20 protein-coding genes are annotated in these 21853 nt (G+C 68.4%); 6 read left to right on the top strand and 14 right to left on the bottom strand.

Annotated features, from left to right (window positions below; genetic code table 11):
• Positions 1-12: 12 nt before the first annotated feature.
• Positions 13-672 (top strand): peroxiredoxin, encoded by a 660-nt coding sequence (locus UAA55_RS23230; RefSeq protein ID WP_322955725.1) that lies wholly within the window; start codon positions 13-15, stop codon positions 670-672.
• A gap of 42 nt (positions 673-714) precedes the next feature.
• On the opposite strand, the gene UAA55_RS23225 is transcribed toward UAA55_RS23230, so the two are convergent.
• From UAA55_RS23225 to era, 5 genes are all read right to left on the bottom strand, one after another.
• On the bottom strand, positions 715-1101 hold the full coding sequence (locus UAA55_RS23225) for a DUF1801 domain-containing protein (RefSeq protein WP_322955724.1): 387 nt from the start codon (positions 1099-1101) through the stop codon (positions 715-717).
• 102 nt (positions 1102-1203) lie between these two features.
• On the bottom strand, positions 1204-1632 hold the full coding sequence (gene cueR / locus UAA55_RS23220; protein ID WP_322955723.1) for a Cu(I)-responsive transcriptional regulator: 429 nt from the start codon (positions 1630-1632) through the stop codon (positions 1204-1206).
• On the bottom strand, positions 1629-3416 hold the full coding sequence (locus UAA55_RS23215) for a tetratricopeptide repeat protein (RefSeq protein WP_322955722.1): 1788 nt from the start codon (positions 3414-3416) through the stop codon (positions 1629-1631). Before UAA55_RS23215 ends, cueR begins: the two co-directional genes overlap by 4 nt.
• 82 nt (positions 3417-3498) lie before the next feature.
• On the bottom strand, positions 3499-5988 hold the full coding sequence (locus UAA55_RS23210) for a heavy metal translocating P-type ATPase (RefSeq protein ID WP_322955721.1): 2490 nt from the start codon (positions 5986-5988) through the stop codon (positions 3499-3501).
• A 427-nt stretch (positions 5989-6415) separates the two neighbouring features.
• Positions 6416-7303, bottom strand: coding sequence for a GTPase Era (gene era, locus UAA55_RS23205; protein WP_322957748.1), 888 nt, complete (start codon positions 7301-7303; stop codon positions 6416-6418).
• Positions 7304-7723: 420 nt separating this feature from the next.
• On the opposite strand from era, the gene UAA55_RS23200 reads away from it, so the two are divergent.
• Positions 7724-8752 carry a glycerophosphodiester phosphodiesterase gene (locus UAA55_RS23200; RefSeq protein ID WP_322955720.1) on the top strand — a complete coding sequence of 343 codons (1029 nt, stop codon included), beginning with the start codon at positions 7724-7726 and terminating at the stop codon, positions 8750-8752.
• Between the two features lie 73 nt (positions 8753-8825).
• On the opposite strand, the gene UAA55_RS23195 is transcribed toward UAA55_RS23200, so the two are convergent.
• Positions 8826-10340: a sigma 54-interacting transcriptional regulator gene (locus UAA55_RS23195; protein ID WP_322955718.1), complete on the bottom strand. Its 1515-nt coding sequence runs from the start codon at positions 10338-10340 to the stop codon at positions 8826-8828.
• A 190-nt stretch (positions 10341-10530) separates the two neighbouring features.
• On the opposite strand from UAA55_RS23195, the gene UAA55_RS23190 reads away from it, so the two are divergent.
• The 3 genes from UAA55_RS23190 to UAA55_RS23180 all read left to right on the top strand — a co-directional run bounded on the left by UAA55_RS23190 (position 10531) and on the right by UAA55_RS23180 (position 14842).
• On the top strand, positions 10531-12687 hold the full coding sequence (locus UAA55_RS23190; RefSeq protein ID WP_322955717.1) for a protein kinase domain-containing protein: 2157 nt from the start codon (positions 10531-10533) through the stop codon (positions 12685-12687).
• The gene (locus UAA55_RS23185; RefSeq protein ID WP_322955716.1) at positions 12680-13237 is read left to right on the top strand and encodes a hypothetical protein; all 558 of its coding nucleotides are present in this window, start codon (positions 12680-12682) and stop codon (positions 13235-13237) included. The genes UAA55_RS23190 and UAA55_RS23185 overlap by 8 nt, the downstream gene beginning before the upstream one ends.
• A 264-nt stretch (positions 13238-13501) precedes the next feature.
• Entirely contained in the window at positions 13502-14842 is a 1341-nt protein-coding gene (locus tag UAA55_RS23180; RefSeq protein ID WP_322955715.1) for an SIP domain-containing protein, read from the top strand.
• A 3-nt stretch (positions 14843-14845) separates the two neighbouring features.
• On the opposite strand, the gene UAA55_RS23175 is transcribed toward UAA55_RS23180, so the two are convergent.
• Positions 14846-15484, bottom strand: coding sequence for an MSMEG_1061 family FMN-dependent PPOX-type flavoprotein (locus tag UAA55_RS23175; RefSeq protein ID WP_322955713.1), 639 nt, complete (start codon positions 15482-15484; stop codon positions 14846-14848).
• 16 nt (positions 15485-15500) lie between these two features.
• Positions 15501-16253 carry a siderophore-interacting protein gene (locus tag UAA55_RS23170; protein WP_322955711.1) on the bottom strand — a complete coding sequence of 251 codons (753 nt, stop codon included), beginning with the start codon at positions 16251-16253 and terminating at the stop codon, positions 15501-15503.
• A gap of 138 nt (positions 16254-16391) precedes the next feature.
• Here UAA55_RS23170 and UAA55_RS23165 point away from each other — a divergent pair, with 138 nt between their 5' ends.
• A complete protein-coding gene (locus tag UAA55_RS23165) occupies positions 16392-17228 on the top strand; it encodes an AraC family transcriptional regulator (protein ID WP_322955708.1) in 837 nt (278 codons plus the stop codon).
• On the opposite strand, the gene UAA55_RS23160 is transcribed toward UAA55_RS23165, so the two are convergent.
• The 6 genes from UAA55_RS23160 to UAA55_RS23135 form a co-directional block, all read right to left on the bottom strand.
• Positions 17215-18378, bottom strand: coding sequence for a M23 family metallopeptidase (locus tag UAA55_RS23160; protein WP_322955705.1), 1164 nt, complete (start codon positions 18376-18378; stop codon positions 17215-17217). The two genes, UAA55_RS23165 and UAA55_RS23160, sit on opposite strands and share 14 nt — an antisense overlap.
• A gap of 83 nt (positions 18379-18461) precedes the next feature.
• On the bottom strand, positions 18462-19193 hold the full coding sequence (rnc, locus tag UAA55_RS23155) for a ribonuclease III (RefSeq protein ID WP_322955704.1): 732 nt from the start codon (positions 19191-19193) through the stop codon (positions 18462-18464).
• A 4-nt stretch (positions 19194-19197) separates the two neighbouring features.
• Positions 19198-19974, bottom strand: coding sequence for a signal peptidase I (gene lepB / locus UAA55_RS23150; protein WP_322955702.1), 777 nt, complete (start codon positions 19972-19974; stop codon positions 19198-19200).
• Positions 19975-20032: 58 nt separating this feature from the next.
• The gene (gene acpS, locus UAA55_RS23145) at positions 20033-20500 is read right to left on the bottom strand and encodes a holo-ACP synthase (protein ID WP_322955699.1); all 468 of its coding nucleotides are present in this window, start codon (positions 20498-20500) and stop codon (positions 20033-20035) included.
• Positions 20500-21267, bottom strand: a complete 768-nt coding sequence (locus UAA55_RS23140) for a pyridoxine 5'-phosphate synthase (protein WP_322955697.1) — start codon at positions 21265-21267, stop codon at positions 20500-20502. The genes acpS and UAA55_RS23140 overlap by 1 nt, the downstream gene beginning before the upstream one ends.
• Before the next feature lies 1 nt (position 21268).
• Complete coding sequence (locus UAA55_RS23135; RefSeq protein WP_322955696.1) at positions 21269-21763, bottom strand: DUF2062 domain-containing protein; 495 nt, start codon at positions 21761-21763, stop codon at positions 21269-21271.
• Positions 21764-21853: the final 90 nt, after the last annotated feature.

Genomic DNA, 21853 nt, shown 5'->3' with positions numbered 1-21853 from the left:
GGAAACAAGGGGATGTCACTGCGTATCAATTCCGTGGCGCCGAACTTCAAGGCGGACACCACCGAGGGCCCCATCGATTTCCATGAATGGATCGGCGACAGCTGGGCCATCTTGTTCTCACACCCCAAGGACTTCACCCCGGTCTGCACGACCGAGCTGGGCTACATGGCCAAGCTGAAGCCCGAGTTCGACAAGCGCAACACCAAGCTGATCGGCCTCAGCATCGACCCCGTGGGCAACCATGCCAAGTGGGCCGAGGACATCGCCGAGACGCAAGGGTACGCCCCCAACTACCCCATGATCGGCGACACCGACCTGGCGGTGGCCAAGCTGTACAACATGCTGCCGGAGGACGTCAGCGGCGGTTCCGACGGCCGCACGGCGGCGGACAACGCCACGGTGCGCACGGTGTTCATCATCGGCCCCGACAAGCGCATCAAGCTGATGCTCAGCTATCCCATGACCACCGGCCGCAACTTCGATGAGATCGTGCGCGTGCTGGACAGCATACAACTGACCGCCAAGCATCGCGTGGCGACACCGGTGAACTGGCAGCCGGGCGACAAGGTCATCATCGCCGGCTCCGTCTCCGACGCCGAGGCGAAGACGCTGTACCCCAATGGCTGGGAAGCCCCGCGCCCGTACTTGCGCATTGTGCCGCAGCCGACGTGACGGCCGGACGCATTGCCTGGGACCGCCCCGGCGGCGCCTTTTTCAGAGGCGCCGCCGCATGTCCTGATAGGCGGCGGCGATTAGCGCCGTGAGCGCCGCGGTGTCGTGCGCCTGGCCCCACCGCAGCTTCACATGGCGCATGCGCTTGCCGGTGCCCTGCAGCAGACCTGCGGGATCGTCCAGGTCGGCGCCATGGAAGAAGCCCACGCTGGCATGCGCGGTGTAGGCGCCGACATAGGCGAAGGCCGCATCAATGACGCATGCCGTGGGCTGGCGGTCATGAATCAATTCCCGCACATCGTCACCGCAGCCGCGCAGCGCCTCGAACCACGGCTGGATCATCAGGCGCAGTGGATCGCCCTGGGCGAACCAGGCGTCGACCTCAGGATCGCGCCGCATGGCGCCCGGCAGGCGGAAAAGAGCGTCCATCAACGCAGTTTGGCAGGCTGGCCGGAAATGTCGAGGCGGTCATGCTGCCTGCGCCCCCACGTCGACCACCATATGCATCGAAAATTATCGATCATCGTGCCATCAGCCGCCGGGGCCAACCACCGGGCCGAGGTCGCCGGCCTCCCATCCGCCCAGATCCTCCAGGATGGGGCAGTCGGGCCGGTCGTCGCCGGCGCAGCAATGGGCCAAGTGGCGCAGCGTGTCCGCCATGGACTGCATCTCCCGGATGCGGGTATCCAGGTTCGCCAGATGGCGCTGGGCGATGGCCTTCACGTCGCGGCTGGGGCGCCCGCGATCGCGCCACAAGGACAGCAGCTGGGCGATCTCCTCCATATCGAAACCCAGGCCCCGCGCGCGCCTGATGAAGCGCAGCTCATTGATTTCGCGGGCCTCGTACTCGCGGTAGTTGCCCTCCGAGCGGCCGGCCGGCCGTACCAGGCCGACCTCATCGTAGTAGCGGATCATCTTGACGCTGACGCCCGAGGCCTTGGCCGCCTGTCCAATGTTCATGACCCGCGTTCCTCATGGATGGCCGCCAGGGCCGTGCTCATGGCCGCCACCACCGGCGCCCAGTCCCCCAGCGTGGCCTGGCGAAACAGGCGCATGCTGGGGTACCAGGGGGTGTCCGCCCGGTTGTCCATCCATCGCCAGTCCGCGTCGGTGATCACCATGGTCCATACCGGCCGGCCCAGGGCACCCGCCACATGGGCGGGCCCGGTGTCCGGGGTGATCACCAGATCCAGCAAGGTCATGATGGCCGCGGTGTCCGGCCAATCGCGCACCTCCGGCGCCAGGTTCAACAGGTTGGGCGGCGGCGTCAGCCCATCGACGGCGCCCCTGCCCTCCGGCCGCTGCAGGCCGATGAAGGTCACGTCGGGATGTGCCTCCAGCAGGGGCAGCAGCGCCCGCAGGCCCGGTGAGCGCCAGGCATCGACGGGGAACTGGGGATTGCCCGCCCACAGCAGGCCCACGCGGCGGCCGGGCACGTCCGCCAGGCGCGCCCGCCACGCCGCCACCCGCTCCGGCGCCGCCCCCAGATAGGGTCCGTTCCACGGGATGGTGTCCACCGTCAGGCCCAGGGCCTCCGGCAGATCCATCATGGCGATCTGATAATCGGGCGCCAGCGGCAAGGGCTGGCCGCGCAGCACCACGTCCCCCGGCCGCTGGCCGGGCCATAGCGCGGGTGGCCAGAGCGCCGAGAGCGCGTGCGGGGATTCGAACAACAGCCGCCCCACCCGGGCCGCCGCCTGGGGCAGCAGGCGCAGCATGCTTATGGTGTCGCCGGCGCCCTGCTCGTCCCAAACCACCAGGCTCTTGCCGGGAAGGGCGCGGCCGTCCCACTCAGGCACACCCTGGTGGCGCCGCGGCAGGGGCATCAGATGCCAGCGCCGGCGATACAGGGGAAACCCGGCGCGGTAATCGCCCAGGCGCAGGTGGCAGCATGCCATGCTCATGGCCACCTCCGGATCATCCGGGGTCAGGGTCAGGTGCCGGGCGCCGACCTTCAGCGCGTCGGCCGTATATCCCTGGTAGCGCAGCGCGCGGGCCAGGATGCCGTAGGGCTCTGGCCGGGTGGGGTGGGCGGCGATCAGGCCGCGCGCCGCCTCGGCCGCCGCCGCCATGTCCCCCATCGCCGCATGCAGCTCCGCCCGGCTGGCGGCCGCCTCGAACAGGCCGGGCCGCAACCGCAGGGCATGGTCCAGCAGGCTGGCGGCCTCGTCCTCATGCCCGCCCCGCTGGCGCAGCAGATCCCCCAGATTGACCAGCGCCACCACCTCATCCGGCGCCACCGCCAGGGCGGCACGGAAGGCGGCCTCCGCCTCCTCCTTCCTGTCCAGGCGCAGCAGGCAGCGGCCCAGGCCCAGCTGGGCCTCGGCCAGCTGGTAGGGCAAGCGGGTCAGCAGCCGGTAGGTGTCGGCGGCCTCCTCCACCCGGCCCAAATCCTCCAGGATCTGGGCGCGGGCGAGGTGCGCCGGGCCATGGCGCGGCGCCAAGGCCACGACCTGGCCATAGGTGGCCAGGGCGGCCACCCGGTCGCCCCGCTGGCGCTGGGCCTGGGCCAGGTTGGCGCGATAGTCGACATTGGCCCCGTCCAGCGCGATGGCCTGGGCGATCAGGGTCTCACCCCCCGCGGCGCGGCCGGTCTGGACGAACAACACGCCCTGCAGGTGCAAGGCGTCGGCGCAATCCGGCATGGCGCGCAGGATCTGGCCGTACAGGTCCTCCGCCTGATCCAGGCGGCCGGACTGGTGATGGTCCAGGGCCACGGCCAAGACCTCTCCCACGGTGGGCATACGTCGCTTTCCTACGTCATCCAGGGGCTGAAACCATCCCAGGACCGTACACCACAAGACCGGTCCCGCGCACGGGTGCCGGTCATGAGCCGGGCGCCCGGAAGCGGCGCAGGCGCAGGGCGTTGGTCAGCACGCTCACGCTGGACAGGGCCATGGCCCCGGCCGCCACCATGGGCGACAGCAGCCAGCCGGTGAGGGGATAGAGCAGCCCGGCGGCCAGCGGGATCAGCACCACGTTGTAGCCGAAGGCCCAGGCCAGGTTCTGGCGGATGTTGCCCAGCACGGCGCGGCTGAGGGCGATGGCTGTGGCCACGCCGCGCAGGTCGCCCCGCACCAGCACCACGTCGGCCGCCTCGATGGCGATGTCGGTGCCGGCGCCCATGGCCAGGCCGACGTCCGCCGTGGCCAGGGCCGGGGCGTCGTTCACGCCATCGCCGGCGAAGGCGACGCGGCCGTGGCGCCGCTGCAATTCCTTCACCGCCGCCACCTTGCCCTCCGGCAGCACCTCCGCCGCCACCTCATCGATGCCCAGCGCCTTGGCCACGGCCTCCGCCGTGCGGCGGTTGTCGCCGGTGACCATGATGACCGTCAGACCGGCGCCGTGCAGCGTGCGCACCACCTCGGCCGCCTCGGGCCTCACCGGGTCCGCCACGGCCAGGATGGCGGCCAGCCGGCCGTCGATGGCGGCGTAGAGCGGGCTCTTGCCCTCCCCGCCCAGCCGGGCGGCGGCCTCCGCCACCGGCGCCACGCCGATGCCCAGGCGGGTCATGTAGCGGTCGGCGCCCACGGCCACGACGCGCCCCTCGACCGTGGCCTGCGCGCCGAAGCCGGCTTCGGCGCGGAAGCCGTCCGCCAACGCCAGGGCCAGGCCGCGCCCCCGGGCGCCGGCCACGATGGCCTGGGCGATGGGATGTTCGGACAGCATCTCCACCGCCGCCACCAGGCGCAGCACCTCATCCTCGGCGAATCCGCCCGTCACCGCCAAATCGGTCAGGGTGGGCTGCCCCAGGGTCAGGGTGCGGGTCTTGTCGAAGGCCACGGCGCGCACGTCGCGCAGGCCCTGCAAGGCATCGCCCTGGCGGAACAGGATGCCCAGCTCCGCCGCCTTGCCCGTGCCCACCATGATGGAGGTGGGGGTGGCCAGGCCCATGGCGCAGGGGCAGGCGATGATCAGCACGGCCACGGCGTTGACCAGGGCGTAGCTGAGCTGCGGCCCGGGCCCGAAGAAGTACCAGGCGGCGAAGGTCAGCAACGCCGCCGCCATGACCGCCGGCACGAACCAGGCCGTCACCTGGTCCACCGCGGCCTGGATGGGCAGCTTGGCGCCCTGCGCCGTCTCCACCATGCGCACGATCTGGGACAGCAGGGTGGCCGCCCCCACCTTCTCCGCCCGGAAGCGGAAGGATCCCGCCTTGTTGACCGTGCCGCCGACAACCGGCGCGCCGGGCCCCTTCTCCACCGGCACGGGCTCGCCGGTGATCATGCTCTCATCCACGAAGGACGATCCGCCCGTCACGCTGCCGTCCACAGGCACGCGCTCGCCGGGGCGCACCAGCACGATGTCACCCACCACCACCTGCGCGATGGGCAGTTCCACCGTCCGGCCGTCGCGCTCGACCCGCGCCGTCTTGGCCTGCAGGGTCAGCAGGCGCTTGATGGCCTCGCTGGTGCGGCCCTTGGCGCGCGCCTCGAACAGCCGGCCCACCAGGATCAGGGTGACGATGACGGCCGCCGCCTCGAAATAGACGTTGTCGGTGCCCGCCGGCAAAACCTGCGGCGCCACCGTGGCCACGGTGGAATAGAGGAAGGCGGCCCCCGCCCCCAGCGCCACCAGGGAATTCATGTCGGGCGTGGCCCGCACCAGGTTGGGCACGCCCTTGGCGAAGAAGCGTCCGCCGGGCACGGCCAGGACGAAGGCCGCCAGCACCAGGCTGACCCAGCGCCACGCCTGCTCCCCCACCGTGCCAGTCAGCCAGTGATGGAAGCCGGGCACGACGTGGCGCGCCATCTCCACCGCGAACAGGGGCACGGTGGCGATGGCGGCGAGCGCCACGGCCCGCCTCAGAGCACCAATCTCCGCTGCCCGCGCCTCCCGCTCCCGGTCCGTCTGCGCGGCCGCGTCCTCCTGGCCCAGGGGCTTGGCCTCATAGCCGATCCTGATGGCCGCACCCGCCACGGCCGCGACATCGGCGCCATCGACCAGCACCACGCTGGCCCGCTCCGTCGCCAGGTTCACCGTGGCTTCCACCACGCCCGGCGCCGCGCGCAGCGCCTTTTCCACCCGCGCCACGCAACCGGCGCAGGTCATGCCCTGGATGGCGAGCTCAACGGTGTGGGTGCCGGCGTCGTACCCAGCCTTGGCGATGGCCTCGACCACGTCAGGCAGGCGCCCGCCTTCGGCCAGTTCCACATGCGCGCGCTCCGCCGCCAGGTTCACGGCGGCATTGGCCACACCCGGCACGGCGGCGATCGCCTTCTCCACCCGGCGCACGCAGCCGGCACAGGTCATCCCCGCTATGGGGATGTCAACGGTGCCGGGGGCGGCAGGCGGAACGGCGGCGACATGGGACATTTCAGTCTCCTCGACGAGATGTCCCACATAGATAGACCCTCCCATCGTGGGAGGGTCAAGGTCGTATTTAACTTGCTAACAAACCTATAAACGGCCGAACCGACCCAAGGGAAAGCTCAGAAAGTCACCTGCTGCCCAAGTTGCTTCTGAAGTTCAGCGAGCCTACACCCCACCTCATAGGCTTCAGCGCGATAGTCCTCTTCTAGAGCATAGGGCTCCCGCATCCTTATGGCGTCGCACATGTTGGCTCGTTTCTCTTCAAGCACAGCAAGCTCACCACGCTTTAATGCTAATTGAAAGGACATAATCCGTCTCCTAATCGACCATCCCCGCGTGCCATAGGCCGCGCGAGATAAATATGGCGTATAAAAGTGGCGACGAAAGGGCGTCTCTCTTCAAAATACAGCCTGTTGAGATAGCGTCTACCTCACGCGTTGAAGTCCAGCCCCCACTGGCTGTAGCTGTCGGGCTTCTCGGCCCAGTCCTCGCGCACCTTCACGAACAGCATGACGTGCACGCGGCGGTCCAGGATTTCCTCAAGCTCCACGCGGGCGGCGGCGCCGATGGCCTTGATTTTGCTGCCGCCCTTGCCCAGCACGATGGCCTTCTGGTTGGGACGCTGGACGTAGACGATCTGGGAAATCTTGACGGAGCCGTCCTCGAACTCCTCCCACGCCTCGGTCTCCACCGCGACGGCGTAGGGCAGTTCCTGGTGCAACTGCAGGAACAGCTTCTCGCGCGTGATCTCGGCGGCCAGCAGGCGCTGCGGCATGTCGGACAGCTGGTCCTCCGGGAACAGCCAGGGGCCTTCCGGCAGGCGGGCGGCCAGCTTGTCCAGGAAGTCCTTCAGGCCGTCGCCGGTCAGGGCGGAGATCATGAAGATGTCGGTGAACACGCCCGTCTCGTTGAAGCGCGCCGCCAGTTCCAGCAGCCGCTCATAGGGGATCAGGTCGATCTTGTTCAGGATCAGGATGGCCTGGCGGTTGCTGTCCTTCAGGCGCTGGATGATGGCGTTGGTGTCGTCATCCACGCGGCGCGAGGCATCGACCAGCACGGCCACCAGGTCCGCCTCCTCCGCCCCCGACCAGGCGGCGGCCACCATGGCGCGCTCCAGCCGCTTCTTGGGCGTGAAGATGCCGGGCAGGTCGACGAACAGGATCTGGGCGCGGTCATGCATGCCGATGCCCAGCACGCGCGACCGGGTGGTCTGCACCTTGGGGCTGACGATGGACACCTTGCTGCCCACCGCCGCGTTCAGCAGGGTGGACTTGCCGGCGTTGGGCGCGCCCACCAGGGCGACGAAGCCGCAGCGCATGGGGGCCAGGGCCGGGCCCTCCTCCCCCTCATCCTCGTAGTCGTCCTCATCGTCCAGGTACTCTTCCTCACCCTCGGGCGCCTCCTGCGCCGCGTGCTCGGGGCCGGCGGCACCGGTCACCGTGTCCTCATCGGGGGGAAGGCCGTCCTGGCCGTGTTCGACGTCGCTCATCACTCACATCCTCAAAAGGAACGGCGGGCCCGGACGCCCTTTGGCATCCGCCCGCCGCCGCATGCGCGGCTTCATGACACAGACCGCGCCCCGGCACCAGCGGCGGCGCGGCATCCAAGGATTGCGCAAGCGACCGGCGCACAGCACCGCCTCGGAAATTTAACAAGGGCTTAGGGGATGCCCACGCTATAGCTCGACCCTGCCGGTTTAGGCCGGTTCACGGTCCCAGTCTATCAGGAGCCCGCTTCGATGTCCCTGCCGTGCCGTTTGGCCCCCCGTGGGCTGGCCCTCGCCGCCCTGCTCGCCTCCGCCGCCATTCTTCCCGCCCAGGCCCGCGACCTGGACATCGAGGCGCATCGCGGCGGGCGCGCCCTGTGGCCGGAAAACACGCTGCAATCCTTCGCCCATGCCCTGTCGCTGGGTGTCACCACCTTGGAGATGGACATGAACATCACCAAGGACGGCACCGTCATCATCTCGCATGAGCGGCACCTGAACCCCGACCTGGCCAAGGGGCCGGACGGCGCCTACGTCACCGCCCCCGCCCCGTCCTTCTTCAGCCTGACGCTGGAGGAGATCAAGAGGTACGACGTGGGCCAACTGCGCCCGGGCAGCGCCTATGGCAGCCACTTCCCCGACCAGCGCCCCATTCCGGGCACGCCCATCCCCACCCTGAAGGAAGTCATCGACCTGGTGAAGCGGTCAGGCAACAAGACCGTGAAGATGAACATCGAGACCAAGATCGACCCCACCCACCCCGAGGACAGCCCCACGCCGGAGGTGTTCGTGGACAAGGTGCTGGCCGTGCTGAAGGCCGAGAAGTTCGAGGACCGGGTGATGATCCAGTCCTTCGACTGGCGCACCCTGCGGGTGGTGCAGCGGAAGGCCCCCGCCATCCCCACCGTCTATCTGACGGAGCAGGACCCGAGGGAGCCGTCGGTCAGCCTGACCGCCAAGCTGCCCTGGACCGCCGGTTTCGACCCCGTGGACCACGGCGGCAGCGTGCCCAAGGCGGTGAAGGCCGCGGGCGGCAAAATCTGGTCGCCCCTCTACACCGATATCGACGCGACCCTGGTGCAGGAAGCGCACAGCCTGGGCCTGACCGTCGTGCCCTGGACGGTGAACAAGCCGGAGGACATGGCCAAGCTGATCGACATGGGCGTGGACGGCATCATCTCCGACCAGCCGGTGCTGCTGCGCCAAGCGGCCGCCGCCAAGGGCATCCCCCTGCCCAAGGCCACGCCGGTGGAGGCCGTGCCGGTCCCGGCCAGGCGCTAAGCCGCGCCTGCCCTGCGGAAAACCCCGGCCCCGCGGGACGCCCCGGCGGAACCGCCGCCGGGGTCCATGTCCGTCATGACGCCACGCCGATCCGCCGGAGATGCCGTTTCAGACTGTCCTTGGGCAATTGCAGGTCTCGCGCCCAAGCCTCCACATCCCCCGGATGGCGGCGCATCACCTCATGGATCCGCTCCCTCGGAATGTCCCCAGCGTCCTGAAGGGCCGGCGACCGTTCCATCAGCCGGTACAGGCTGGTCCGGGACACGTTCAGGATGGCGGCGGCCGCCTTGATGTTCCATCCCGCCGCATCAAGCGCTTCAACCAGTTCCGCATCGCCGACGGTCGCCGGGTCCCGCCGCCGCTGATCCTCGGCGGACATCGCGGAGGGCGCCATCTGCCTCCTGTCGGCCGCGCCGGCGGCGCGCGGCAAGGTGACGTCGACCCCCAGCCGGATCTGCCGGGCGACCCCCAGCAATTCACGGACGTTCCCCGGCCAGGAATGCAGCAACAGCGGCATGACGCGGGCGGCCGAAAGAGTGCCAGGCTCGAAGGGGCCGAGTTGCGGCTCCTCGCGGGTCAGGAAATGGCGCAGCAGCGGGCCGATATCCACACGCCGCTCCCGCAAGGCGGGAAGATGGACGACCACGCCTTCAAGCCGGCGACGGAGGGGTTGGTTGAAGTCGGCCCCGTCAAGGGACCGATCCGTCGCGGAGATGACCCGGACGTTCGCGGTCCGGGTTCCGGCATCGCCCAACCGGCGGTATTCACCGCATTCGAGCGCGCGGAGCAGCATGGGCTGTACCTCTTTCGGCGTGTCGCCGATTTCGTCCATGAACAGCGTGGCCCCATGGGCCAACGCGAACAGCCCAGGCCTTTCGCGCGTCGAGCCCGTGTACGCGCCGGCGGCAGCGCCGAATAACTCCGCATGGGCCAGCGTGGGCGACAGCGTCGCCATGTTCACCGCATGCAGTTTCTGCCCCGAGCGGTCGCTCAGCGCATGGATGGCCGCGGCCGCCAGTTCCTTGCCGGTCCCCGTCGCGCCACTCAGAAACACGGGCAACTGGGTGGGCGCCGCCTGGCAGATGAGCGCCCACGCCGCCTGCAAACCCCGGCTGATACCGATCAGGCCATGCTTTTCCGCCCCCACCTGCAGGGGCAGGGATGCCTCAAAGATCGACAGGATGATTCGTTCCGACAGGCAGACCAGAATGTCCGCCCCCAGTTCGTCAAGGCTTACCGTCACGGGCTCCGTTATCGGGTGACCGTTGACGGAAACAGTCATCGGGCTGGCCGGCGGCACAATTTCGAAGGTCCGCCCACCGCAACGGCGGATCAGCATCGGTCGCCGCGATACGTGGCGGTCTTCCAGCGTCCCCTGGCCACGGTTGTGAACCGTGCGGAAGACCGGCTCAAACCGGTTCACGGCGAAGGCGCCGTCCCCGAATGACAGAGGCGCGATCATGCCGACCAGCGCCGGATTGGGATGCCAGACAATGCCAAGGCACGCGACCGTGTGGTCCCCGCGCGCCCCGGAGGGTGCCCGGCACTGTCCGGGCGATACCGTCGCGTCTTGCCAGTCTTGCTGCATGATTTTGTCCGGCAACCGATAAAAGTTTATACAATCCGAGATTAACACAATTGACGATAATTGATCAGTTGATATCTTATTTTAAGGGCATATTGTTATAGTTTAACAACTAAAGTTACGCACCTCCCATTCTTGGGGTTTGCTGTCGGCGTTTTCCAGACGCGTGGATGGCTGTGGCTGGAGCTTTCGCATGCTCGCGCGGACGATCGGCAGATATCGAATCGAACGGACGATCGGTTCCGGTTCGTACGGCACCGTCGTCGAGGCGACGGACCGTGTCCTCAACCGCACGGTGGCGCTGAAGATCCTGCGCCCCGGCGGCCCTTCGCGGGACCTGTTCAAAACCCACCTGCGGGAAGCGCGGGCCCTGGCGCGCCTGCGGCACCCGAACATCGTCGCGATCTTCGATCTGAAACAGGAGGACGACCGGATCTTTCTGGCCATGGAGCATGTGGACGGCGAAACGCTGGCGGCGCGATTGCGCCGGGGGCCGCTGCCGCCGGAACACGCGTTGGACATGGCCTGGCAATTGGCCGACGCTTTGGCGGCGGCGCACGGCCACGGCGTGATCCATGCCGACATCAAGCCGGGCAACGTCATCCTGGATCGGCAATCCCGCCCGCTGCTGGTGGATTTCGGCCTGGCCCGTCTCTCCGCCGCGGACGGGACGCACGGCACCCTGGCCACCACGCCGGGGGGTGAAGACGGTCTCAAGGGAACCATCAGCTATATGGCGCCGGAATTGTTCATGGGCGCCGAGGCGAACGCGCAATCCGACATCTTTTCGTTTGGGGCGCTGCTGTACGAAATGCTCAGCGGCCGCCGCGCCTTTGGCGGCGGAAGCGATGGCGCCGTCATGCAGCGCATTCTTAACGGGGGGCCGGACCACTTGGCGCAATTGCGTCCCGGCCTGCCGGACGGCCTGTATGGCCTGGTCAATGACATGCTGGCGCCATCGCCCGCCGCCCGGCCACGCTCGATGGAACAGGTCCGTGACGCATTGGGCGGTATCACGAGCAGGACGCCCGCGATTGCGTCGCCCCGAGGCCGCCCTATTCAGGCCGGCCCCTTGCGCCGCCGGCGCGGCCCCGTGGTGGCGGTTGCGCTGAGCGCCTGCGTCCTGGTGGTGGCGCTGGTTGCCTGGAACCGGGGGCCGATACCGCTTCCCGCTCCGAACGGTCTGCAAGCCCAGTTGGGCGAGGCGCTGGATCGCCTCCATCACTTCGATGACAAGGGCGCGATAGACGCGGCCGTCAGCTCCTTCCAGAAAATCCTGGCGGGCGACCCCAAAAACGCCGCCGCCACCGCCGGGCTGAGCCTCGCCTTGCTTCGTCGCTATACCGAGGAGCAACCCGTCCCCATCGTTCTGCAGCAGGCGGACGCGCAAGCCAAGCTCGCCCTATCCCTGGACGACCAGCTGGCCCTGTCCCACGTCGCCGCCGCCTGGGTCGCCTCCTATTCGAAAGACAAGGGCACCGCCTATCAACAGTTCCGGACAGCCCTTGCCCTGGAGAAAGACAATGCCCTTGCCCTGGAAGGGTTGGCACGGTTGTACCAGGACGACGGGCAGCCGGACGCGGCGATCGCCACCTATCAGGAAGGCATCAAAAAACACCCCGATTACCGCGTTTTTTATGACCAGCTTGGCGCCATCTATTTCAACCAGGCGGACTATGCCCGCGCCGAGCGCCTTTTCAGGCAAAGCGTGGACTTGGCGCCCGACAGCGTCTACGGCTACGCCAACCTCAGCGCGGCCCAGCACATGCGGGGCAACACGGCCGACGCCGTCCTGACGATCCAGAAGGGGCTGCGGATCCGGCCCCACTGGATGCTTTATAACAACCTCGGAACTTATCTTTATTTCCTCGGCGACTACGCCCAGGCGGCCCAGGCTTTCGAACGCCTGACCGAGTTGGACGGCAACGGCCGCGATTTCCTGCCCTGGGGCAACCTGGGCGACGCCTACCGGTGGGTCCCCGGCAAGGAGGAAGAGGCGCGGGCGGCCTATCGCCAGGCCCTGGGCCGGTTGGACGTCCTGTTGAAAAGCGCCCCCGACGACCCGTGGCACAATGTGAAACAGGCGCTTTACGCCGCCAAGCTGGGGCAGCGTGACCGGGCCCTGACCGCCCTGGACGTGGCCCTGGCGAAACCAACGCCGGCGATCCTGTTCGACGCGGCGGTGACCAACGAAACCCTGGGGCGGCGCGATGAGGCCTTGGCGCTGTTGGCCCAGGCGGTCAAGGCGGGCTATGCGCCCCAGGAGATCGTCCAGGAACCGGAGCTGGCGCAATTGCGCGAGGACAAGCGATATCCATCATTACTGGAGGGAGTGCACCATCGTGAGTGATGAGAATATTCAGGTTTTGCAGCTGACATTCGACGCCCAGCAGATGGGCGCCCCATTGCAACATGAAATTAAGGTGGACGGCGTATCGAGCCTTCAGACGGCGGGACGTTTCGCGGGTTCCTATATCCTATTTTACGGCCAGGAGATGCAGATCAAGGTCACGGCTTATTGCGACGCAGAGGTGAGCATCCAACTGATGGATCTGGCACTGATAAGCACGCCCGTGAACGTCGCGAGCATGAAGCCGCTGTACGACTTGTCTCCTTATGACACGAACAGTGCCGGCTACATCATCCGGGATTGGAAGCCCTCCGAAGGCCCATCGCCCGGCAACTTTCGGCGGCACCTCGATAGTCTGCCATCCAGCGATCCGCAGGTAAAATATTTCGAAGCGGCCCACCGGCCCCTGATCACCGTTCCGAACGGCCTCTGGCAGGTGTCCGGCTACTTGTCCGTCAAGGTCTCCGGCCTCCCCGACACCGACCCATATTGCCGGGTCTACACCTTCGATCCGAGCGTGGTCGTGGGCGGCGGCGGCAATCCCCGCTAGGGCGATGGCCACGCCACCACACGGTACTGTGGCAGCGTTTTCAGGCCTCGCCCCCCAAACCACCAAGAACGGTGCCCATCAGTCCAGGGGATGGTGATTCCTTTTGCGTCCCCTCTTGCCGAATGTCCGCCGCCCATTATATCGTAAGATATGTTTTCCGATCATAACATGCCGCCATCCCCCTATCTGGCCATGGGTGGGCCTGGGGGACGGCATTCTTGGAGGCACGGCGGCGGCGGCTTCTGGGGCGGTGGTGGGGGCGGCATGCCCGGCAGCCGCAAGCTCTCCTCCGCCGACCTGGAGCTGTTGCTGCTGGCCCTGCTGGAGCGCAAGCCGGCCCACGGCTATGAGCTGATCCGCGCCGTGGAGGAACAGTCCGGCGGCTTCTACACCCCCAGCCCCGGCGTCATTTACCCCGCCCTTACCTTCCTGGCGGAGATCGGCTATGCGGCGGCGGAGCCGGAAGGTAACCGCAAGCTCTACCGCATCACCGACAGCGGCCGGGCCCACCTGGACGGCCACCGGGGCACGGCCATCGCCATCCTGGAAGGCCTGCGCCGCATCGGCGGCCGCATGGACCAGGTGCGAGAGGCCTTCGCCGGCGTCACCGACGCGGATCCCGAGGCTTCCGAAGAGTTGCATCACGCCCGTCATGCCCTGAAATCGGCCCTCTACGGCAAGCGTGGCTGCGGCGCCGCCGAAGCCCGGCGCCTGGCCGCCATCCTGCGGCGCGCCACAGCGGACATCCTGAACAGCGGCGGCACAACCGCCCCGGCCGACACCGCCCGCACCGGCGCGGCCACCCCAACCCGACCCGACAGAAACCATCCAGGTGATCCCATGATCGACACCCCCGCCTCTGGCGCGCGCCACCAGATCGGCCGCATGCGCTTCGACACCCGTCGGCGCAGCCTGACCGTGACCAGCGTGACCCACCTGACGCCGAAGATGCTGCGCGTCACCCTGACCTCGCCCGAGCTGGCGGACTTCGACAGCCGCGGCGCCGATGACCACGTCAAGCTGTTCTTCCCTGGCCCAGACGGCACATCCCTGATGCGCGACTACACGCCCCGCGCCTTCAGCCAGGCGAACCGCACCCTGACCCTGGACTTCGCCCTGCACGACGCCGGCCCCGCCACCGCCTGGGCCATGGGGGCCAAGCCGGGCGACACCCTGGAAATCGGCGGCCCGCGCGGCTCCATGATCGTGCCGGACGATTTCGACTGGTACCTGCTGATCGCGGATGAGACGGGCCTGCCCGCCATCGGCCGCCGGTTGGAGGAACTGCGCCCGGGCGTGCCCGTCTTCACCGCGGTGGCCGTCGACAATGACGCTGAAAAGCAGGCCATCGAGACCAAGGCGCAGTGGACCGCCCACTGGGTCACCCGCGACAGCCAGGGCGACGACGATGCCGCCACCCTGCGCCGTGTGGTTGAGGACATCCAGTTGCCCCGCGGCGACGGCTATGTCTGGATCGCGGCTGAAGCCGCCGTGGCCAAGGCCTTGCGCGCCTATGTGCTGGAGGAGCGCAAGCATCCGGCCCAATGGATGCGGGCGTCCGGCTACTGGCTGCGCGGCGAGGCCGGCGCGCACGAGAACCTCTGAGCTTCAACCGTAGAGGTCGGTGCGCATGGCGTGATCGTAATGCGCATCGATCACCTCTGCCTCCGCCCTGCTTTTGCGGGTCATGGCGGCCAGCATCTGGCCAGGCGTCGGCAGGCTGCCGCGCGCCAGCCTTGAGGCCGGATCCCATAGGCGGGCCCGGTTCAAGGCCTTGCCGCAGTGGAACAGGACCTCATCCACCATCACGATGATCGCCGTCTTGGGCGCCTTGCCGCCCTCGGCCAATTCCATGCGCACGGTGGCGTCATTCGTGACACGGCCACGCCCATTGAGGCGCAGGAAAACGTCGAGGCCGGGGAACAGGAACAGCATGCCCAGGCGGTCGTCCGCCTGAAGGTTGCGCATGGATTCGATGCGGTTGTTTCCCGGCCAGTCGGCGAAGGCCACCGTCTTGGCGTCCAGCACCCGCACGAAGCCGGGCGGCCCGCCACGCGGCGAGGCGTCCAGCCCGCCGTCGCGTCCGTCGCCACGGCCCGTCGCCAGGCAGAAGAAGGTCGCCTTTTCCAAATACCGGATATGAAAGTCGCCCAACTCGGGCACCACCGCCTTACGGATGTGCTCCGCAGGCGGCTCGTACAGCGCATCCAGGTCCAGGGGATCGTGTCCCAGGGTCTGGGAGCCCATCGGCATCTCCATGATCTCAGTCCAGGCCGCTCTTGCCCGGCGCCCAATACGCCTTGGCCTTGCGGCGTGAGGCGGCCACACCCCGCTCCTTCAGCGCCCGGGTGATCTGCTGGATGGCAGGCGCCCTGCCCGTCAGCGCGAAATGCCCCGCGTCGCCGCCGGCGTGCGACAGCGCGTCGACCACCGCCGCCAGATGGCCCTCGCCGGCAAGGCGGTCGATCAGCATGGCGTCACTCAATCCCATCGCGTCCAGCACGGATCGCGCCTCGGCCAGGTCCGACACCTCGAACACACAGCGGAAGCCGCTGCCCAGCGCCACGCGGCAGGCCAAGGCCACCGCGAACGACGTCTCGTCCCCGAACAGCACCCAAGGGCCCGTGTGATCCGCGAAGTCGAGAGAGCGGCGCGGGCCGAAGAATTGGCAGCCATCGCCCACGCCCAAGCCAGCGGCCCAGCGGCTGCCCGGCCCGTCGCCGTGGGAGAAGATCAGCAGTTGGGTGGCGCCCCGGGTGACATCCCAGGACACCGGGGTGTAGGTGCGGGCGGCCAGGCCCGTGCCCATGGCCACCTGTATCTTCTGCCCCGGTGCCCACAGCACGTCCTGCAGCGCCGCCCCCTCCAGCCGGATGCGCTGGAAGCGGGGGGATAGGCGCTCGACCGCCGCGACGCGGGCGGGACGCATGAACCAGCGCAGCAGGGTCCGCGTCACCGGCCCTGGGGGCGCAATGACGGGCGGCGTGATGGCGGTATCCTCGACGGTCCTGGCCATGTCCGGACGATCCATTCTTCCTCTCCCAAAACGCATGTGGGCGACTTGGTTTAGGTAGCCCCTTGGCGGGCTGGCGTCATTGGGCAATCATGACAAACAATTTTGAGAAGCCGCCAACCTGCGTTAAGGGCCTGCGCCATGCCCATCCTGAGAGAGCTGCCCGCCGATGACCGGGACTGGCCGGGCGACCTCATCGATCCCGATGACGTGCCCCGGCCCGTCGCCGCGTTCGGCATCATCGGCTTCACCAACGGCATCGAATTGGCGCCCCACCGTCACCGCAAAGCGCAGCTGCTGCTGGCCCTGCGCGGCATCCTGACGTGCGAGGCGGAGAGCGGGCTGTGGCTGGTGCCGCCCAACTGCGCCCTGTGGATACCGGCGGACACGCTGCACTCAATCACGGTGTCGGGCACGATCGAGGGCTATAACGCCTTCATCGACCCCGCCGTGGCGGCGGTCCTGCCGGCGCGGTGCTGCACCGTGTCAGCGGCACCGTTGCTGACGGCCCTGCTGGTGCGGGCGGCCAGCCTGCCGCAGCTCTATCCCGAGGATGGGCCCGACGCCCGCCTGGTCACCGTCCTGCTGGACGAGATCGCGGCGGCGCCGGAGGAACGGTTGCACCTGCCCATGCCCACCGACGCGCGGCTGCGCCGACTGGTGGAGCTGATGATGGCGGACCCGGGCCAACGCGGCACCATGGAGCAGTGGGCCAAACGCCTGGGCATGAGCGAGCGCACCCTGGCCCGCCTGCTGAGCCGGGAAACCGGCATGAGCTTCGGCCAGTGGCGTCAGCAGCTGACCATCCTGCTGGCCTTGCAGCGCATGGCGGACGGGGCGCCGGTGCAGCAGGTGGCGCTGGATTTGGGGTACGAGAGCGCCAGCAGCTTCGTCACCATGTTCCGCAAGGCCCTGGGCAGCCCGCCCGCCCAGTACATGGCGCGGCAGCGGGGTGCCGAGCCCCTCAGAAATCCATAACGGCGTTTTCGGCGGGCAGCTGCCGGCGGCGCGTTTCCGGCGGTTGGTCGGCGTGCCAGGTGCCGCCCGCGTCGGCGGCGGCCGTATCGGCCACCACGCCCAGCAGGGTGAAGGCATCGAAGACGAAAGGCAGGCCGTCGCTGGCGGCGATATGCCCGCCATCGCCCACTTGGAAATGCAGGTGGGGAGCGTCGGATTGGCCGGAGTTGCCCAGCCGGCCCAGCACTTCGCCCTTATGCACGGCCTGGCCCGGCCGCACCGGGATGCTGCCCGGGATAAGATGGGCATAGGCAGCGTACGCGCCACCCTTCATGCGCAGGGTCACCAGGTTGCCGGCAATGGTGTCCAGCGTGACCTTCTGCGCCGGCGGCCGGCCGGGCACGTTATCCGGAAACCCGTCGCGCACACTCTCGACGACGCCGTCGGCCACGGCCAGCACCGCCTGGCCATAGCCGGGCCAGGACTCATTGCGCGCCTGGTCGCCGCCGAACTCCCGCCCGTCCCCTGTCAACCTCATGAAGTCGATGGCGTAGCGCTCCGGCACCCGCGCCTGCCCGTCCACCACCATCACGGTGGTCCGATGTATGGAGGCGGCGGACAGGCCGTTGAAGGCCACCCACCCCGTGCCGGCGACGGGGGCGGAGACGACGACGGGCGGCGCCCGGTCCAGCGGGACGGCGACCGCCGTGTTCAGTGTGGAGTCGGGCAGGTCGGGCTTGAACGGCGCGATGGTGAGCGCCAGCCGCAGATCCGCCACCTCGGCATCGTCGCCAAGATGCACGTCGAACAGGGCGGCGGCAAAGGTATTGCCCTGTATGACCGTCACCGGCGGCTGGCCGTCACCCGGCGGGCGGCCGGGCCGCGACAGCAAATCCGCCAGAGCCGCCCCCTCGAATCGCGCCAGGGCGGCGGGCTGTGCCACCGTGCTCAGCCGCAGGGTCGCCACCGTCATGGGCACGGGGGAAAAATTGCTGATCAGCGCCTCGAACACCAGATGGCGGCCGTCCGTGGCCGGCACCACGCTGGCCGGGCGCAAGATCCGGATGTCCAAGGGGGTGATGGAATGGGTCTCCGGCTCCGCCCTGGCACCGAAGGCGGCGGCCAGAAAACCGCTGGCGACAAGGGCCTGGGCGAGACGGCGGCGAAGCATGGCGGCTCCTGACGGGATGGACCATTCGCAGGATGCCGCACAAAGCGTCGCCGTCAACCGCCTGTCTTTAAACGCCCGCAGGCTCAGCCCAGCCGCTTCAGCATCTCCAGCGCCGCGGCCTTTTCCGCCGCGCGCTTGGACGGGCCGCTGGCGGCCTCGCTGCCCTTGCCCTGCACGGCCACGCGCACGGTGAACACCGGCTCATGGTCCAGACCGGTGCGCCCCACCTGCTCATAGACCGGCAGGGGCAGGCCCCGGGCCAGGGCCCATTCCTGCAGGGCGGTCTTGGGTTCCACCGGCGGCAGTTCGGCGGCGTCGATGCGACCGGCCCAATGCTTGCGGATGAAGGCGGCGGCCACGTCCAGGCCGCCGTCCAGGTACAGGGCGCCGATCACCGCCTCGCAGGCGTCCGCCAGGATGGCGGGCTTGGTGCGCCCGCCGGCGTCCGCCTCCCCCGGCGCCAGGCGCAGGTAGCGGCCCAGATCCAGGCTTTCGGCCACGCCGGCCAAGGCCTCGGCCCGCACCAGCGCCGTATGGCGCTTGGCCAGGCCGCCCTCGTTCTCGTCGGGAAAGCGTTCCAGCAGCCAACCGGCGATGACCAGGCCCAGCACGCGGTCACCCAGGAACTCCAGCCGCTCATAATGGCCGGTGGCGGCGCGAGGGCCGCGGCCGATGCCGGCCACGCTGGGGTGGGTCACCGCCTCCAGCAGATGGCGGGCCTCGGTGAAGGCATGGCCCAGGGCCTCCGCCAGGGTCGCGATGTCGGCGCCGCCGGTGTCCAGCGCACCGGTCGGCGTGCCTGCGGGCGTGCCCATGGCGTCAATGCGCCTTGCTGAAGATCTGGCCGAAGCGGATGGAGGTCGGCCACTTCCAGAACTCCCAGAAATGCACGCCTTCCTCCAGCGAGAAGAACTTGAACTGGGCCTTGCCCACCACGTTCTCCAGCGGGACGTAGCCGACGACGTTCAGGACGCGGCTGTCCTGGCTGTTGTCGCGGTTGTCGCCCATGCAGAAGATGTGGCCCTCGGGCACGGTGTAGACGGGTGTGTTGTCCAGGCCGCCGTCATCGCCCATGATCTCGATGATGGTGTGCTTCACGCCGTTGGGCAGGGTCTCGATGTAGCGCGGCACGGCGCTCTGGCGGCCGAACGGCGTTTCCATCGTGTAGTCCTCGACCCGCTCGCGCTTCACCGGTTCACCGTTGATGTGCAGGATGCCGTCGATCATCTGGATGCGGTCGCCGGGCAGGCCGATGACGCGCTTGATGTAGTCCTGGCTGGTGTCGGTGGGCAGGCGGAAGACCACCACGTCGCCCCGCTCCGGCACGCTGCCGAAGACGCGGCCGTGAAACAACGGCAGGCCCAGCGGCAGGGAGAAGCGGCTGTAGCCGTAGCTGAACTTGGACACGAAGACGTAGTCGCCGATGAGCAGCGTCGGGATCATGGAGCCCGAGGGGATGTTGAACGGCTCGAACGCCACCGTCCGCACGCCCAGCGCGATGATCAGGGCGTAGATGACCGTCCGCACCACGTCGCCCCAGCTTTCCGCTTGGGGCTGGGGGGCCGCACGGCTGACGCGATCATTCTGCTGGCTCATGGAACGAAACAACCTCGTGAGAGTGGGTGGCACCGATCTAGCGGGCCCACCGGGATTTTCAAGCGATACTGTTGGCGGCGCCACCAGCCGGGGCCGGCGTCGCCGTGATGATGACGAAGGCCTCCGCCATGGGCGGCTCATCCGTCAGCGTCAGATGAATCTGCGCCACCATGCCCGGCGGCGTCATCGCCCGCAACCTCTCCAGGGCGCCGCCGGTGAGACATAGTGTCGGCTGGCCGCTGGGCAGGTTGATGACGCCCATGTCCTTGTGGAACACGCCCTCGCGGAAACCCGTTCCCAGCGCCTTGGAACACGCCTCCTTGGCGGCATAGCGCTTGGCGTAGCTGGCGGCGCGGCCGTTGGATTTGGCGCGGCGGTCGGACTTCGCCTGTTCCACGTCGGTGAAGACCCGCTCGACGAAGCGCTGGCCGAAGCGCGCCAGGGTTTTCTCGATGCGGGTGATGTCGATCAGGTCGTTGCCGATGCCCAGGATGACACTGCCGGGCTGAAAAGCGCCAGGAGCCATCACCGCGCCGCTGTCCCGGGGGAACGGGCCTGGTCCATCAGCGCGCGCATCTGGCGGATGGCGGCCTCCAACCCCACGAACACCGCCTCGCCCACCAGGAAATGGCCGATGTTCAGCTCACGCACCTGTGGCAGGGCCGCGACCGGCGCCACGTTGTCGAAGCGCAGGCCGTGGCCGGCATGGCATTCCAGGCCGATCTGGCCGGCATGGGCGGCGGCATCGGTCAGGCGCGCCAATTCGGCCTCAAGCTCGGCGGCGTTCTCGGCATCGGCGTAGCGTCCGGTGTGCAGTTCCACCACCGGGGCGCCGATGCGCCTGGCCGCGTCCAGCTGCGCCCGGTCGGGTGCTATGAACAGCGACACGCGCACGCCGGCGTCGTTCAGGCGGCCGACGATGGGGGCCAGGTGCTCATAGCCGCCCACCACGTCCAGCCCGCCCTCGGTCGTCCGCTCCTGCCGGCGCTCCGGCACCAGGCAGGCGGCGTGCGGGAGGTGGCGCAGCGCGATGGCCAGCATCTCCTCCGTCGCCGCCATCTCCAGGTTCAGGGGCAGCGAGATTTCCGACATCAGGCGGTCGATGTCGCTGTCGCGGATGTGGCGGCGGTCTTCGCGCAGGTGGGCGGTGATGCCGTCGGCACCGGCGTCGGCCGCCAGGTGGGCGGCGCGCAGCACGTCCGGGTGGACCCCGCCACGCGCGTTGCGGATGGTGGCGACGTGGTCGATGTTGACGCCCAGGCGCAAGCGCTGGCTCTGGGTTTCAGACGTCATGTCAATCTCCGGCCGGCTTGGGCTCATGGCCCAGAACCGGGTGATGATGGCTGGCGGCGATGCGATGGTGCTTGTAACGCGCGATCAGGGGCCGCAGCACGAGAAAAACCAGTGGCCAGGTCAAGGCGGCGGACAGGAAGCCGCCCACGGTCATGGGCGCCACCACCTGCCAGGCACTGTGGCGCAGCACGCTCCACGACAATTCCATGGGGCCGCTGCCGGGATGCATGTGCAGGACGAAGCAGCCCAGGCGATAGGTCGCCAGCCAGATGAAGGGCCAGGTCACCGGGTTGCCGAACAGCGTGCCCAGCAGCGAGGCCGCGATGGAGCCGCGCAACAGCCAGGCCAGGCCGATGGACAGGGGAAAGTGCACGCCCATGAAGGGCGTCATGGCCATGGCCACGCCGCTGGCGAAACCGGCGGAAATGCCATAGGGCGTGCCAGGCACGCGACCGATTCGGTGCATCCAGTAGCGGCCGGTGCGGCGCCACCCCATACGGGGCCACAAGGTCTGCTTCACAGCTTCGGCGAACGGCCTTTTTTCACGTCGGCGGAACATAAGCCTGCTGCCCCTGGGTGAGTATCT

The sequence above is a fragment of the Nitrospirillum guanabarense genome, assembly GCF_034653355.1.
Lineage (GTDB): Bacteria > Pseudomonadota > Alphaproteobacteria > Azospirillales > Azospirillaceae > Nitrospirillum.
Note: the sequence above shows the minus strand (reverse complement) of the source record. Positions and strands in the feature narration are given on the sequence as shown.